Source organism: Nitrosophilus alvini (assembly GCF_015100395.1).
In the GTDB taxonomy this organism is placed as follows: domain Bacteria; phylum Campylobacterota; class Campylobacteria; order Campylobacterales; family Nitratiruptoraceae; genus Nitrosophilus; species Nitrosophilus alvini.
Genome location: NZ_AP022847.1, coordinates 338,386 through 353,313, shown reverse-complemented (window position 1 = coordinate 353,313; position 14,928 = coordinate 338,386). Strand labels below are relative to the sequence as shown.

The 14,928-nt window shown below is 38.2% G+C and carries 14 protein-coding genes; 5 read left to right on the top strand and 9 right to left on the bottom strand.

Features of this window, described 5'->3' with window-relative positions:
* Position 1 precedes the first annotated feature (1 nt).
* Together serS and EPR_RS01970 are read left to right on the top strand one after the other, a co-directional pair.
* Positions 2-1,246, top strand: coding sequence for a serine--tRNA ligase (gene serS, locus EPR_RS01975; RefSeq protein ID WP_200763562.1), 1,245 nt, complete (start codon positions 2-4; stop codon positions 1,244-1,246).
* A gap of 145 nt (positions 1,247-1,391) precedes the next feature.
* Positions 1,392-2,297 (top strand): PilZ domain-containing protein, encoded by a 906-nt coding sequence (locus tag EPR_RS01970; RefSeq protein ID WP_200763561.1) that lies wholly within the window; start codon positions 1,392-1,394, stop codon positions 2,295-2,297.
* Positions 2,298-2,332: 35 nt separating this feature from the next.
* Here the strand turns inward: EPR_RS01970 and EPR_RS01965 are convergent, their stop codons facing one another.
* The 9 genes from EPR_RS01965 to EPR_RS01925 form a co-directional block, all read right to left on the bottom strand.
* The gene (locus EPR_RS01965) at positions 2,333-3,892 is read right to left on the bottom strand and encodes a 2-isopropylmalate synthase (RefSeq protein ID WP_200763560.1); all 1,560 of its coding nucleotides are present in this window, start codon (positions 3,890-3,892) and stop codon (positions 2,333-2,335) included.
* Positions 3,893-4,087: 195 nt separating this feature from the next.
* A complete protein-coding gene (gene pssA / locus EPR_RS01960) occupies positions 4,088-4,810 on the bottom strand; it encodes a CDP-diacylglycerol--serine O-phosphatidyltransferase (RefSeq protein ID WP_200763559.1) in 723 nt (240 codons plus the stop codon).
* 8 nt (positions 4,811-4,818) lie between these two features.
* Positions 4,819-5,454, bottom strand: coding sequence for a phosphatidylserine decarboxylase (locus tag EPR_RS01955; RefSeq protein WP_200763558.1), 636 nt, complete (start codon positions 5,452-5,454; stop codon positions 4,819-4,821).
* Positions 5,451-7,478: an ATP-dependent zinc metalloprotease FtsH gene (gene ftsH, locus EPR_RS01950; RefSeq protein WP_234697153.1), complete on the bottom strand. Its 2,028-nt coding sequence runs from the start codon at positions 7,476-7,478 to the stop codon at positions 5,451-5,453. The genes EPR_RS01955 and ftsH overlap by 4 nt, the downstream gene beginning before the upstream one ends.
* Positions 7,479-7,480: 2 nt before the next feature.
* Complete coding sequence (locus tag EPR_RS01945; protein ID WP_200763557.1) at positions 7,481-8,317, bottom strand: 50S ribosomal protein L11 methyltransferase; 837 nt, start codon at positions 8,315-8,317, stop codon at positions 7,481-7,483.
* A gap of 17 nt (positions 8,318-8,334) precedes the next feature.
* Entirely contained in the window at positions 8,335-9,048 is a 714-nt protein-coding gene (hisA, locus tag EPR_RS01940; RefSeq protein WP_200763555.1) for a 1-(5-phosphoribosyl)-5-[(5-phosphoribosylamino)methylideneamino]imidazole-4-carboxamide isomerase, read from the bottom strand.
* Positions 9,049-9,663, bottom strand: a complete 615-nt coding sequence (gene hisH, locus EPR_RS01935; RefSeq protein ID WP_200763552.1) for an imidazole glycerol phosphate synthase subunit HisH — start codon at positions 9,661-9,663, stop codon at positions 9,049-9,051. It abuts the gene before it with no gap.
* Between the two features lie 69 nt (positions 9,664-9,732).
* Positions 9,733-10,644 carry a PDC sensor domain-containing protein gene (locus EPR_RS01930; protein WP_200763551.1) on the bottom strand — a complete coding sequence of 304 codons (912 nt, stop codon included), beginning with the start codon at positions 10,642-10,644 and terminating at the stop codon, positions 9,733-9,735.
* Positions 10,634-11,437 carry a 3'-5' exonuclease gene (locus EPR_RS01925; RefSeq protein ID WP_200763549.1) on the bottom strand — a complete coding sequence of 268 codons (804 nt, stop codon included), beginning with the start codon at positions 11,435-11,437 and terminating at the stop codon, positions 10,634-10,636. The genes EPR_RS01930 and EPR_RS01925 overlap by 11 nt, the downstream gene beginning before the upstream one ends.
* Before the next feature lie 101 nt (positions 11,438-11,538).
* On the opposite strand from EPR_RS01925, the gene waaC reads away from it, so the two are divergent.
* The 3 genes from waaC to EPR_RS01910 all read left to right on the top strand — a co-directional run bounded on the left by waaC (position 11,539) and on the right by EPR_RS01910 (position 14,894).
* Entirely contained in the window at positions 11,539-12,534 is a 996-nt protein-coding gene (gene waaC / locus EPR_RS01920; RefSeq protein ID WP_200763547.1) for a lipopolysaccharide heptosyltransferase I, read from the top strand.
* Complete coding sequence (locus EPR_RS01915) at positions 12,531-13,430, top strand: lipid A biosynthesis lauroyl acyltransferase (protein WP_200763545.1); 900 nt, start codon at positions 12,531-12,533, stop codon at positions 13,428-13,430. The genes waaC and EPR_RS01915 overlap by 4 nt, the downstream gene beginning before the upstream one ends.
* Before the next feature lie 102 nt (positions 13,431-13,532).
* Entirely contained in the window at positions 13,533-14,894 is a 1,362-nt protein-coding gene (locus EPR_RS01910) for a UDP-glucose dehydrogenase family protein (protein ID WP_200763544.1), read from the top strand.
* The last annotated feature ends 34 nt before the right edge of the window (positions 14,895-14,928 follow it).

Genomic DNA, 14,928 nt, shown 5'->3' with positions numbered 1-14,928 from the left:
TATGCTTGATCTGAAACTTTTGGAAAAAAATTTTGAAGAGGTGGCTTCAAGACTGAAAACAAAAAAAGTGGATGAAAACCTTCTAAAAAAGTTGAAAGATCTTTTCAAAAAATATAAAGAAAAAAAACAGCACATGGAACATCTAAGAGCCGAACAGAACAAAATGAGCAAGCTTTTCGGCGAATATAAAAGAGAAGGAAAAGATATAAGTGAGCTTAAAGCTAAAGTGGACGAGAACAAAAAACTCATATCACAAGCACAGGAAGAGGTAAGAGAGATAGAAAACAAACTTATAACACTTACAATGCAAATTCCTAACATTCCCGATCCGGATGTGCCGATTGGCGAAGATGAAGATGACAATGTGGAGATAAAAAGAGTCCTTGAGCCTAAAAAGTTTGATTTCAAACCGAAAGAACACTGGGAACTGGGAGAAAATCTAGACTGGATAGATTTTGAAAGGGGGGTCAAACTTGCAAAGAGCCGATTCAGTGTTTTAAAAAAAGAGGCTGCGAAAATTGAACGTGCCCTCATTAACTATATGCTCGATTTCAACGCTAAAAGAGGATTTGAAGAGGTGTGCGTACCGTTTCTTGCAAACAGAGATACACTCACAGGCACCGGACAGCTTCCCAAATTTGAAGATGATCTTTTTAAAATAGAAAATGAGGATCTGTATCTCATACCTACTGCAGAAGTCCCTCTTACAAACCTTTTCAGAGATGAAATAATACAAGATCTCAGTAAACCTCTGAAACTTACAGCCTACACTCCCTGTTTCAGAAAAGAGGCAGGAAGCGGAGGAAGAGACGTAAGAGGCATGATAAGACAGCATCAGTTCGACAAGGTGGAAATGGTAGCCATCACAAAACCAGAAGAGAGCGACAAAGTCTTCGAAGAGATGGTGGCGTGCGCAAGCGATCTTCTAACTTCTTTAGGACTTCCGCACAGGCTAGTAATGCTGTGTACCGGGGATCTGGGATTTAGCGCAGCAAAAACGATAGACCTGGAAGTCTGGCTTCCCGGTCAGGGGAAATACCGCGAAATAAGCTCTGTTTCCAACACAAGAGACTTTCAGGCAAGACGTGCCAAAATAAGATACAAAGAGGGTAAAAAAAACCTCCTTGTCCATACCCTCAACGGCTCAAGTCTCGCGGTTGGAAGAACTCTAATAGCTATTATGGAAAACTACCAGACAAAAGAGGGACATATAGAGATACCAAAAGTATTGAGAAAATATTTATAAAAGTATTTTAAACACTTTTTTATTGAATCTGTATCTTTTTTAATCACTATTCTTATTGCTATTTATAAAATTTTTATATAAAATAAAATGTCATGACAATTTTGTGACCGGAATAGACCGGTACAATAGCATTCAAGGTTATGAGATGTACAAAAAAACAGCTAAGAAGAGAAAAAGAGAGAACAAGTCTACAGAATTCACACAGTTTCTCGAGTCTGCCGAACTGAAAAAACTAAATTCCAAAGAAGCGGAAATAATATATAGATACTCCAAACTATGCAACTTTCCGCCATTACACGCTCTTAAAAACAAAAAAACCTTCGAAAAAGTCATTTCTAAATATGTTCATAACGAATACGGATACAGCGATGCTATGGTTGAAGATATAAGAAAAAAACTGGGATTTGAACCTGAACATTTTATAGAACTTTCCATTACTCACGATATCGGTATTGGCAGAAAGGGAAAAATCAAAATTGATGAGGAGCTCATTTTTACAATTTCCTTATTTAAAAAAGACGAAAAGTTTATGCTTTGGAAAATCGACAAATTTTTAAACACTAAAAAAATAAAAGACAAAATGCCGGTTACAATATACCTTGAACCGGAAAAAGGAAAAGGAGTATATAAATTCGATTCTGTAATAGAACAGGTTATCAGAGCCGAGCACTGCTATTTGAAAATTCCTCAATCGCTTGAATTGGAAAAAATAAAAAGAAGAAGAGATAAAAGAATCGATACCGATATAGAAGCCGTTGTCCAGAACATAGAAAAAATTCCTCACTCAAAGCCTTTATACAAATACAGAATATGCAATATATCTAAAGGGGGAATTCAACTCTGTATACACAAAAAAGGACCAAAAGATTTTGTGTTTTCCATAGGAGAGAAAATACTTATAAAGTTTTCTTTGAACAATATAAGTGTCGAAGTCGAGGGTGAAGAAGTCTATAGAATCTCAAATAAATCACTAGGTGTAAAATTTACTAAAATGGACGAGGAATCGAGAGTAGCTATAGAAAAGTTTCTGCTACAAAAAGGTATAAAATAGAGTTTTGTAGGAGGCAAAAAAGCCTCTCTACAGTTTTATATATTTTCTTGCGGCCTCTCTTTTGTTTTTAAAACCTCTTTCATAGAAAGATAGCTGTTTAAAGCATTTACATACGCTTTTGCGCTTGCTATCATAGTATCTATACTTAAACCGTGACCTATAACCGCCGGTTTTGTTTGATCAAATACCACTTTTACGACAACCTTCGCTAAAGCATCTTTGCCTTTGCTGACAGCTTCGACTTTATAGTCATTCAATGTGCCGTTATAACCGCTTATTCTGTCAATGGTTTTAAATATGGCATCTATGGTACCATCACCTATTCCCGCATCAGTTTTTTGCTCTCCTTCATGCTCTATGGTAACTGCTGCACTGGGTACACCTTCACTGCAGTCGCTTATCTGAAGTCTTACAAGTTTGAAAGTTTCCGGAACACTCGTTATTTCGCTCGTTACAAGCATCCTTATGTCGTCATCGACTATCTCTTTCTTTTTATCCGCAAGCATTTTAAATCTCTCAAATGCTTTATTAAGCTCATCTTCGTTCAAATCAAACCCTAGAGCTTTTATCTTCTCCTTAAAAGCGTGACGTCCTGAATGTTTGCCTAAAACTATAGCATTCGTATCCAGTCCTATATCTTCGGCTCTCATTATTTCATACGTCTCTTTATGCTTTAAAACACCGTCCTGATGGATACCGCTCTCATGTGCAAAAGCGTTCTTGCCCACTATCGCCTTGTTTGGCTGGGGCTCGATACCGGTAATAGTAGCTACTAGACGACTTGCAGGATATATCTCTTTGGTATTGATATTTGTATCTATATCTTTAAATATATCCTTTCTCGTTTTTATAGCCATCACTATCTCTTCCAAAGCGGCATTTCCGGCTCTCTCTCCTAGACCGTTTATCGTACACTCTACCTGCCTAGCACCGTTTAGAACACTGTATAACGAATTTGCAACCGCAAGGCCCAAATCATTATGACAATGCACGGATATTACCGCTTTTTCGCCAATAAAGCCGGATAGCTCTTTTATCATCTCTCCCATCTCATGCGGAAGTCTGTATCCTACGGTATCGGGTATATTTATAGTTCCGGCTCCCGCTTCTATAACGGCGGATATTATCTCTTTCAAAAAGCCCATTTCACTTCTGCCGGCATCTTCACAGCTAAACTCAACGTCATCGACAAATGTCTTTGCATATTTTACAGCATCAACAGCCCTTCTTATCACTTCATCCGGACTCATTCTGAGTTTATATTCCATATGTATAGGGCTGGTGGCTATAAAAGTGTGTATCCTCTTTAGTTTCGCTGCACTTACCGCTTCACCGGCAGCTTTTATATCTTTTTCGACTGCTCTTGCAAGTGAGCAGACCCTGCTTTTTTCAACTATATTAGAAATTCTGCTAATAGCCTCAAAATCACCCGGACTAGCCGCTGCAAAACCGGCTTCTATGATATCTACTCCAAGTTTTTCCAACTGCTTGGCAATCTGAATTTTCTCTTCGGTATTCATAGAAGCGCCTGGACTCTGTTCACCGTCTCTTAGTGTAGTATCAAAAATTTTTACTATATCTTTATCTGTGTTCATTTTCTTTCCTTGTATCAAAAATATTTTAAATGGATTATTCTGTTTTGTCTGTATAAAAAAGTCAAAAGTGGATTAGAGGGGCAGCAGGAGGTTTTTGATTTCGATTTTAGGCAAAAATTTTCTTGATTTTATTATTCCTATATCATAGTCATTTTTCACTTTTCACCTCTCAATTCAATGTTGAACTAAATTGTACTATATTTTTCTCTTTTTTCGCAAGAGCACGAAAAAGAGTGCCCTGAAAGGACCATAAAAAAGATAGACTGTTATCAAAATCGCTATTCCTTCGGTAGGATATAGATAAAGCAAGGAAAAAGCCACAATCATCAAAATAAGTATTTTAAGAACATTTGCTTTTTTCAGATCCACTTTTTTAAAACTGGGATATCTTATATTGCTTACCATCAGAAGCGAGACAAAAAGCGTTGAAATCATAATGTAGACAGAATACTCTTTTAAAACAGAGTATTCCTGAAACATCAGTATCCATACAGCTATGAAAACAGCCGCTGTAGGAATAGGCACTCCCACAAAAACAGACGGCTCACTCTGCGGTGCCATAACGTTAAACCTTGCAAGTCTTATTGCACCAAAGACCACAAACATCGCAGAGACCAAAGAGCCAAAGCGGCCGTATTCATGACCGCAACAAAAATAAAGAAGCATTGCAGGCGCCGCTCCGAATGCAATGATATCCGCCAAAGAATCAAACTCTACCCCGAACTTGCTCGTAGTATGCGTGAGTCTGGCAATTCTGCCGTCAAGTCCGTCAAAAATAAGTGATAGGAATATTAACCATGCCGCTTTCTCAAACTCTCCTTTTGAAGCGGCTATCATGCTTATCACTCCGATAAAAGCACTCGATGCTGTAAAAAGATTGGGAAGAACGTATATCAACTGAAAATTGGTCTTGCTCAATTTGTTTCCTACTCTTTTATATATCCTATGACTTTCTCACCGGCTGTTACTCTATCTCCCACCGCCAGCCTTATTTCACTTTGCAGAGGAAGAGATATTTTCGCTCTGCATGCACCGGCAAATCCGATTCTCTCTCCCCTAAAAAAAGAGCCGCTCTTTTTTTCGTACAGAGAAAAACCGACTACACCGCATACATCGGATAAGATCTCCATCTTGATTTTTCTCTTTTCATCTATATTCAAATTAACATATATTTTTTCATTAAGCCTGGATGATAATCTTTTTTTTATATCAAGAAAAGCACCATGAATATGAACGGAGTCTTTGGCATCTCCTGCTATAGGAGACCTAATGACAGAAACATCTTTTATGGATGAAATTATGGTTACCGTAATTTCGTCACTGCCATAGTCTATACTCTCAATCACTCCGTCAACTGGAGAAAGTATCCCTTTTTCGTCAAATTCCTCCGGTATACGCTCAGGATCGCGGTAGAGATAAAGAGTCGCAGCAAAAAGGGATAAAAATATGAGTTTAAGCAAAAACGACTCAAAAAAGAGCATAACAAAGAGCGCTGTACCTCCCGTTGCGGCACTCTTATATATTCCTTCTTTTGCCACTATACCAAAAGGAGCTTTTATCACTTCTCTTCTCCTTCATTCTCCTCTGCTGTTTCAATCTCTTCTTTATTTTTATTTTTTGCCTGTTCTCTGGCTTTTTCAAGTTCACCATTCTCTTCAGACTCTACAAGCTTTGATTTGATTCCCTTTTCCTCTTCATACTCTTTTATTATCTTACGTACCACCTCTCCTTCAATAACCTCTTTTTCGAAAAGGACTTTTACTATCCTTTCAATGGCCTCTTTGTATTCGATGAGTCTATGTTTTACATGTTTGTAGCGCTCGTCAAGAAGTTTTTTGATATATTCGTCAACCTCTTCGGCCATCTTTTCGCTGTACTCTTTTATCTGTCCGAAACCGCCTCCCAAAAACATATTTTTCTGTTTTTCAAGAACCATCAGGCCGGCAACTTCACTCATACCGTACATACTGACCATAGCTTTTACGATATCGGTGGCTCTCTCAAGATCGTTTGCCGCACCAGTCGATATCTCTTTTATAAATACCTCTTCGGCTGCCCGTCCACCAAGCAGTACATCGATCTCAGCTATAAGTTCATGCTTTTGCATAAGGTATTTGTTCTCTTCGGGAGTATTGAGTGTATAACCGAGAGCTGCAAGACCTCTTGGGATAATCGATACTTTTGTAACTTTTCTAGCACCCGGTGTTGTCTCAGCCATAAGAGCATGTCCACACTCGTGATACGCAACAATTTTTTTCTCTTTTGTGGATATTCTTCTGCTTTTCTTCTCAAGACCGGCAATTGCTCTTTCAACCGCCTCTATAAAATCTTCCTGTTCTACTTTTTTCTTGCTTTTTCTACCCGCAAGAAGAGCAGCTTCATTTACAATATTTGCCAGATCGGCACCAGCAAGACCTGCCGTCAATTTTGCAATCTCCTCAAGATCCACATCATCAGCCATTTTTATATGTCTGACATGAACTTTCAGTATATCAAGCCTTCCTTTGAAATCCGGTTTATCAACAAGAACCTGTCTGTCAAATCTACCCGGTCTCAAGAGTGCCGGATCTAGAACTTCCGGCCTGTTTGTAGCAGCTAAAACAATAACAGGCGATTCTGCGCTGTCAAATCCATCCATTTCCGCAAGAAGCTGATTGAGTGTCTGCTCTCTTTCATCATTGCCGCCAATTGGTCCTGCGGCTGCCCTGCTTTTTCCTATCGCATCTATCTCATCTATAAAGATTATAGAGGGTGCCTCTTTCTTTGCCTGTTCAAAAAGATCTCTTACCCTGGCAGCTCCCACCCCTACAAACATCTCAATAAAACTAGATCCGCTCATGGCAAAAAAAGGAACATCTGCTTCACCGGCAACAGCTTTTGCAAGAAGCGTTTTACCTGTTCCCGGAGGTCCCACCAAAAGAACACCTTTTGGAATTTTTGCCCCAAGTCTTATATATCTCTCGGGATGTTTTAAAAACTCTACTATCTCCTGTACTTCCTCTTTTGCCTCTTCCACACCGGCAACATCATCAAATTTGACCTTCGGTTTCTCTGCATTTAGAAGTTTTTTGGCACTGCCCATTCCAAGGATCCCGCCGCCTACACTCTTCTGCATTCTACTTGCGAGGAACATCCATATAGCGAAAAAGATAAATATAGGTATAACCCAGCCAAATATAACCTCTGTGAGCCAATTACTTTCACTGTAACCGCCGTAATCTACCCCGTTTTTCTCAAGAAGAGGGATAAGAGTGTTGTCTTCGGGCACCCTGTTTGCTATATATATTATTTTATAACCGTTTTGTTCAGCTATAGCTTTTATTGTCCTTTGTCCTATTGCAACATATCTTACCTGCCCCTCTTTTATTAGCTGTTTCAACTCCGAATAACTAACCTCTTTTGTTTTCTGAATAGGAGCACCTACCATATGTGTAGTGGCTCCCTCCCCCATATTCCCGCCAGTTGGAGCCAGAATAGATTTGAAAAGAAGTATTACAATTATAGAAAAAATTGCAAAAGTTATAAGCGGATTTTTATTGAAAAAGTTATCCTGTTTATTTTTTTTGTCTCTTTTTTTGTCACCCATTTTTACCTCTCTTTAACTTTCTTGAGTAGAATCGTCACCCACTCCTCATCTTTTATTATTTTTATAGTCTGCATATCAAGATATTTTTCCAATACTTTATCTTTATACTTTTCAACAATTCCGGAAAGTATCAAAAATCCGTCATCTTTCAATGCCTTTTTCAGATCTTTGGAAATATATATCAAAATATCCGCGACTATATTGGCTATTACTATATCATACTTTTCCTTTGCAGCCCCTGCCGAACCTACCCATGCATCACCAAATTCAACTTGGTTTAATCTAAAATTTTTCTTTGCCTCTTTTATTGCTATTTCATCAGTATCGCAAATATCTGGCAAAGCCCCTTTTTTTGCAGCAGCGATAGAGAGTATTCCACTACCGCATCCCACATCAAGCACTCTGTCCCCTTTTTTGACTATCTCGTCCAAAAGTTTAAGGCAATTTAGAGTACTTGGATGATGCCCCGATCCAAAAGCCAGTGCCGGATCAATGATAATATCTATCTTATCTTTTTTCCCTTCATACCAGGTTGGATGTATATAAAATTCTCCCACATTAACCGGAGTTATGCTTTTTTTATAACTCTCTATCCAGTCTCTGTTCTCTTTTTTTTCCTCTCTTATCTCAACATCAATCTTTTGACCAAAAATCTCTTCAAGAATTTTCGTATACTCTTTTGTCTTTTCGATGATTTCGGTCAGTGGCTCTTCACTTCTCAAAATCAAAGCGTTGTCTTTTTCTTCGATACCGTTATAAAAACGATCCATCAAAAAGCTCTCTATCTCATCTTTATGAGAAGATGGAATTATAGTGACTTCATAATAGTATTTTTTCATTCAAACCTTTCTCACAATCAACTGCGCACCAGTTCAAAAGCCTCTTTCAAATCGATTGTTCCTTCATAAAAGGCTTTTCCGACTATCACACCTGCAACTTTTCCTGTTTCAAGCAGTTTTCTTATATCCTCTATATCTCTAACTCCTCCGCTGGCAATAGTCTCTATACCGCTGGCTTCCGCTATGCTAACGGTAAACTCCACATTTACCCCGCTTAGAGTTCCGTCCCGGCCCACATCGGTACATATTATCGCTTCCACACCGCTGTCGGCAAATGCACGTGCCAAATCTGTTGCTTTCATTGTACTGGTTTTTGCCCAGCCTTCTACTGCAACATATCCGTCGATAGCATCTATACCCACAACAATTGGATATTTTTTTGCCATCTCTTTTACAAAACCGGGGTTTTTGACAGCAACAGAGCCCAAGATAACCCTCTGTATTCCCATATCTATATATCTTTTAATGGTATCTTCATCTCTTATACCACCGCCAAGCTGCATTTTCAAAGAGCAGTTTTTTCTTATCTTTTCGATCTGTTCCAGATTCTTCGGCTCTCCGGCAAATGCACCGTTAAGATCGACTAAATGAAGCCACTTCGAACCCATCTCTTCAAATCTTCGGGCAAGCTCCCAGGGTTCGTCACTGTATATTTTTGCACTTTGCATAAGCCCTTTTGTAAGTCTTACGGCTTTTCCGTCTTTCAGATCTATTGCAGGAAATATCTCCATTTAAATCTCCGTAAAATTTTTCAATATCTTAAGCCCGTTATCGTGTGATTTTTCAGGATGGGGCTGAAGTCCGAAAATGTTTTCTCTTTGAACAGCACTTACAAATTCATATCCGTAAATCGTTTTTCCTATAACAAACTCCTCCTCGCATACCGCGTGGTAACTGTGAACAAAATATAGATAGAAAGCTTTCGGCATATCTTTAAAAAGAGGAGTGTCTTTTTGTACAAAAAGCTCGTTCCATCCCATATGCGGAACTTTAAGTCTGTGTTCGAATCTGTTTCTGTCAAATGGCACCACTTCACCCGGGATCAATCCAAGACCGACATGTTCACCAAATTCATAGCTTTTGTCAAACAGTAGCTGCATACCGAGACATATACCAAGTAGAGGTTTTCCGCTTTTGACAAACTCTTTGATCGCCTCATCCATGCCGTACTCTTTGAGATGTTCAACTGCATCTCCAAAAGCCCCTACTCCGGGAAGTATGATTTTGTCATAATTTTTCAGTTTTTCGGCATCTTTTTCAATATTCGACTTTGCGCCTATTTTTATAAAGGCGTTTTTGACACTTGCAAGATTACCCATATTGTAATCTACAATAGCTATCCGCATCTATTTCCTTTAATCAATTAATAATTAATTTTAAATTTTAAGTGTGAAATGTGGGTTCTAAGTTACAGATCAATCCCCCTCTCCTCTAAGCCCTTCTGTAGACTTGAGATAAAAGGAGAGTCCAATAAGAAGCATTGTTACAGCGCCTACAAGATAAACAGCATAGATTATCTTTTCTGGTCCGATCAAAGCAAACTTAAATACCAGCATAAGCGCTTCTATAGATAGTGCTATGATAATAGAACCCAAAAATCGTATCATAGTTTTATGTATATCACTAGACTCTTTTCTTTTTCTGTGTCCAAGAACCTCTTCTTCGAAAATCGTTTTGACAAGATCAAAAATAGCTAAAGAAAGAGTAAGCAAAATGGTAGATTCAAACATCTCTTTTATATCGAGCTTTGCTATGGCAAAACCGTGAATTGCAAGACTCTGAATTCCATTGAAAAAAAGCAAAAACGCCACACTTAGTAAAGCAACAGAAAAAGCTGCATATGCAGCTTTGCTAAAAGCTCCAAAAAGCGAATCAATAGAAGTAGGATGGGCTATTTTAAGTATGTCTTTAAGCGAAATATCTATACATACCACATAATGCAGCTTTTTCTTGTCATCATATATAGGATAGGCCGCAGTTACGGTAAGGTCATTTGTGAGCAAGGAGGGGTATGGATCTGTCAAAATACATCTCTTTTCCCTTACCGCCCTGTAATAATAAGCTCTCATACTTCTGTTTATCCCCTTACCCTTACGATATTCCGGATTTTTGGAAATCGCTTCGATTATCTGCACACCTTTTGCATCAAGTATATATAACGCCTCAAAATTCTCTATCTCTTTTTTTATCTTCTTAAGTCCGGCCACTATCATTTCAAGCTGAGGATCCGGCAGATAGTTCGGAATATTTCTACTCAATATGTAACATAAATATGCTCTTGCCCTCGTTCTGATTTCTGAAAATTCCTGTATCTCTTTAACTACCATTATTTCCCTTTTGGTAAACTATCTGCTCTATTTCATCTTTAAAAACTCTGCTGTAACTTTTGCCCTGTGGAATTTTATCAAACATTTCGCCAAGATAGGAAACATAATCTTCATAAGAGATGTTTCCTTTTAAAAGTTCATATTTTAGATAGAGCCAATAGGTATTTAAAACATCGCTCTCGCAATACTCTTTTATCTTTCGAAATTCGCCTCTGTAGTAAAGTTCAGCCACCTGATCGCCGCTAATGTCGAATTTTCCCGGAATTCCGGCCATCTGGCAGACAAGGTCAAGTTTAAGTCCCCTTACCGCTCCGAAGTGCCCCAGTACTTCCATTAAATCTGTATGAAACTGTTCGCTGTAACGCTGGCGATAATTTTCCCATTTTGTTTTGTTGAGTATTTGATTGTCCGTTTCAAAATATGAAGGACAGGAAAGATTGTATTTTAAAGCTCTCAGAAGCAACATGGGAATATCAAAACTTCTACCATTGAAACTTACCAGTTTCGGATTGTGCCTGTCTATAAAGCGCAGGAAGTTTTCTATCATCTCTTTTTCGTTTTCACCCTCGATGGAGCTCACTTTTTTAAATTTTCCGAAATCATCAGCAATAACTGCAGATATGGCTACCACTTTATGAAAAGGAAGCGGCAGAAAAGTCGTTCCACTTTTTGCTTCATAATCAGCAACAGCCTTTTGCGTCGCTAAAAAATCTTCTTCGATATCCTTAACATCAAAATTTTGTCTTAAAAGATCGATATCAGGTATGGTTTCACAATCAAAAACGCAAATCATAAATAATACCTTTTTGGTCATTAACAATAAAGAAATATAAATCTTTTCATTCATATTATACCTAATATGATAAAATACGGGAAAAAATATTGAGCAGGTTAATGAATATCGCAATAGTCAGACTAAGCGCCCTTGGTGATATTGTCCACAGTATGATTGTACTGCAGTTTATAAAGAGACATTTTCCAAACAGCAATATTACCTGGATAACCGATAAAAGATTTGAAGAGATTTTAAAGCATAATCCTCACCTTGACAGAGTTGCATCAGTTGATATAAAAAATATGAAAAACAACTTTTCGCTTAAACTGCTCAAAAACAGCGTATCATATTTGAAAAATCTAGGCAGCTTCGATATGGTCCTTGACATTCAGGGACTCATAAAATCGGCTCTTATTGCAAAATTTTTGGGAAAAAAAAGATATGGCTTGGAAATTGGCTGCATAAGAGAAAATCTGGCTTCCTTTCTTTACACAAATAAGATTATCGTGCCATGCGAAAACAATGTTATAGACAGAAACATGGGATTCGTATCGAAAGCTCTCGGGTTTGAATATACAAAAAATGAAATTGACAAAAAAGAGCCTTATCTCTTTTTTGATCCCAAAAAAGAGTATAAACATATAGATTGTCTTCTGGAAAAAAAGAGAAAAAACATACTTCTCATAGCAGGTTCGAGCCGCGAAAACAAAAACTATCCTGCCGATAAGTTCGCGAATGTAGCAAAAGCTTTGAACGAAAATATACTGCTTTTATGGGGAAACGAAGAGGAAAAGAGGAAAGCCGAACAGATTGCCCTCAAATCAAATGCAAAAGTGCTTCCGAAGCTCTCTTTGAACGACCTGAAATATCTCATCTCCAAAACAGATCTGGTTATAGGAGGAGATACGGGACCTACACATATTGCGTGGGCCATGAACAAGCCCTCGGTCGTGATATTTGGATATACTCCCACAACACTGATGTATCAGACACCCATAAACATTGCGGTAAAGTCAAACTCAAAACCTGATCTGTGCAGATTTGATAAAAAAGATGACTCGATAAAAAATATAAAAGAAGCCCAGATAATAGAAAAAGCGAAGGAACTTCTTTGAAAGAAAAATTCTATCTTGCACTTTTTAACGCTTTTCAATTTATTGTCAGGTATACGCCCAGATTCATCCAGAATGTTCTGTTTGATTTTCTGGCATGGACAGTGTACAAACTGGATAAAAAACACAGAAAAATAATCAGAATCAATCTTGACTTTGCATTCGGTGACGAACTTGACAGCAAAAAGAAAAAAGAAATTACGAAAAAATGCTATAAAAACATAGTCTATAACCTTGCCGATTTTGTAAGAAATCAAGGAATCTCAAAAGAACAACTCTCAAAAAAAGTAAACTTTGAAAACAGGGAAATTCTGGACCGGGCTCTTAAAAAAGGCGAAAAAGTTATACTCATCACAGCCCACTACGGCAACTGGGAGCTTCTGCCTCTATCGATCGCGGCTTTTTTCGGTCCTTTAACCGGAGTGGGGAGAGCTCTTGATTCAAAAACTATGAATGAAATACTCAAAAGAAACAGAGAACAGTACGATATCAGGATGCTTGATAAAAAAGGGGCTATGAAAGGCCTTATAAATGCTTTGAAAAACGGCAGGATGGTTGGATTGCTTGTAGACCAAAACACTGCCGAAAGCGAAGGCGTTTTAATAGATTTTTTCGGCAAAAAGGCTCGCCATACACCGAGTGCCGCTTTGCTATCAAGAAGATTTAATGCTAAAATTATACCTGCATTTATAAAAACGGAAGATTACAAAAATTATACTATCACCTTTTATGAGCCTATAATCACTCCCAAAACGGACAATGCAGATGAAGACATCCTGAAATCCGTACAAATGCAGGCAAATATCACTGAAAAAGTGATACGCCAAAAACCTGATGAGTGGTTCTGGTTCCATAAAAGATGGAAAAACCAATACGAAGAGATTTATCGTAATTTGTAATTAAAAACCACGATTCACGAATTTAAGTTTAAGTGTGAGTGTGAGTGTGGGTATAACCATTCACGATTCACGAATCACGAGTTACAAACAAAAAGGAAGAGAATGAAACTAAGCATCATAGGTACAGGATATGTGGGACTGGTCACAGGAACGTGCTTTGCTGAAATGGGAAACAGTGTAATATGTGTAGATATTGACAAAAATAAGATAGAAAAACTCAAAAACGGAATTATCCCCATCTATGAACCGGGACTCTCTGAAATGGTTGAGAGAAACTATCAAAAGGGTACTCTAAATTTCACTACCGATATCAAAGAAGCTCTTGAAAAAAGCGATATAGTCTTTATTGCAGTTGGAACTCCGCAGGGAGAAGACGGCAGCGCAGATCTGCAGTATGTACTCGCTGTTGCAAAAGATATCGGTAGACATATGAACCATCCTGTTATAGTCGTAGACAAATCAACCGTTCCGGTCGGAACCGCCGACAAAGTGCGAGAAACGATAAAAAAAGAGTTAGACAAAAGAGTTGAAAACAAAGAGATAACTCCCGGCGAATACGAAGATCTTCTTCAGTTCGATGTAGTCAGCAACCCTGAATTTCTAAAAGAGGGCGATGCGATAGCAGACTTTATGAAACCGGACCGGGTCGTTATAGGTGCAGACAATCACAAATCAATGGGCGTTTTAAAAGAACTCTATGCTCCTTTTACTAGAAATCATGAGAGATTTATCGGTATGGACATCAAAAGTGCCGAAATGACAAAATACGCTGCAAATGCAATGCTTGCAACAAAAATATCCTTTATGAACGAAATTGCCCGTATATGCGAAGCGGTAGGCGCAGATGTAAACAAAGTAAGGGTGGGGATCGGCAGCGACAGCAGAATCGGCTACAGCTTTATATATCCTGGCTGCGGATACGGCGGAAGCTGTTTTCCGAAAGACGTAAAAGCTTTGGAAAAAATTGCCCTAGACAACGGTGTAAAGCCCAAAATAATCAGGGCAGTCGAAGAGGTCAACAAAGAACAAAAACTTATACTGTCTCAAAAGGTTATCAACAGATTCGGGGAAGATTTAAGCGATAAAGTTTTCGCCGTCTGGGGACTGAGCTTTAAACCGGAAACAGATGATATGAGAGAAGCTCCCTCTATCACAATAATAAATGAGCTTACCAAAAGAGGAGCCAAAATCAAAGCATACGACCCCAAAGCGATGGAAGAAGCAAAAAACTTCTATCTAAAAGATAATAAAAACATAGAATATACCGAAAATAAATACGATACACTGAACAAAGCCGATGCTATGCTTCTCATAACCGAATGGAAAGAGTTTAGAAGCCCGGACTTTTACGAAATAAAAAAAAGACTCAAAAATCCGATCATTTTTGACGGCAGAAACCAATATAACAAAGACAAACTCGAAGAGCTTGGCTTCGAGTATCATCAGATTGGAGTTGGTTCGTAATTCGTGACTCGTAAATCGTGATTGGTAAATTGAA

What these genes read in the sequence shown, in the direction of transcription:
- serS (WP_200763562.1), top strand. Translation starts at nt 2, where the DNA reads ATGCTTGATCTGAAACTTTTGGAAAAAAATTTTGAAGAGGTGGCTTCA.
- EPR_RS01970 (WP_200763561.1), top strand. Translation starts at nt 1,392, where the DNA reads ATGTACAAAAAAACAGCTAAGAAGAGAAAAAGAGAGAACAAGTCTACA.
- EPR_RS01965 (WP_200763560.1), bottom strand. Translation starts at nt 3,892, where the DNA reads ATGAACACAGATAAAGATATAGTAAAAATTTTTGATACTACACTAAGA.
- ftsH (WP_234697153.1), bottom strand. Translation starts at nt 7,478, where the DNA reads ATGGGTGACAAAAAAAGAGACAAAAAAAATAAACAGGATAACTTTTTC.
- EPR_RS01945 (WP_200763557.1), bottom strand. Translation starts at nt 8,317, where the DNA reads ATGAAAAAATACTATTATGAAGTCACTATAATTCCATCTTCTCATAAA.
- hisA (WP_200763555.1), bottom strand. Translation starts at nt 9,048, where the DNA reads ATGGAGATATTTCCTGCAATAGATCTGAAAGACGGAAAAGCCGTAAGA.
- hisH (WP_200763552.1), bottom strand. Translation starts at nt 9,663, where the DNA reads ATGCGGATAGCTATTGTAGATTACAATATGGGTAATCTTGCAAGTGTC.
- EPR_RS01930 (WP_200763551.1), bottom strand. Translation starts at nt 10,644, where the DNA reads ATGGTAGTTAAAGAGATACAGGAATTTTCAGAAATCAGAACGAGGGCA.
- EPR_RS01925 (WP_200763549.1), bottom strand. Translation starts at nt 11,437, where the DNA reads ATGATTTGCGTTTTTGATTGTGAAACCATACCTGATATCGATCTTTTA.
- waaC (WP_200763547.1), top strand. Translation starts at nt 11,539, where the DNA reads ATGAATATCGCAATAGTCAGACTAAGCGCCCTTGGTGATATTGTCCAC.
- EPR_RS01910 (WP_200763544.1), top strand. Translation starts at nt 13,533, where the DNA reads ATGAAACTAAGCATCATAGGTACAGGATATGTGGGACTGGTCACAGGA.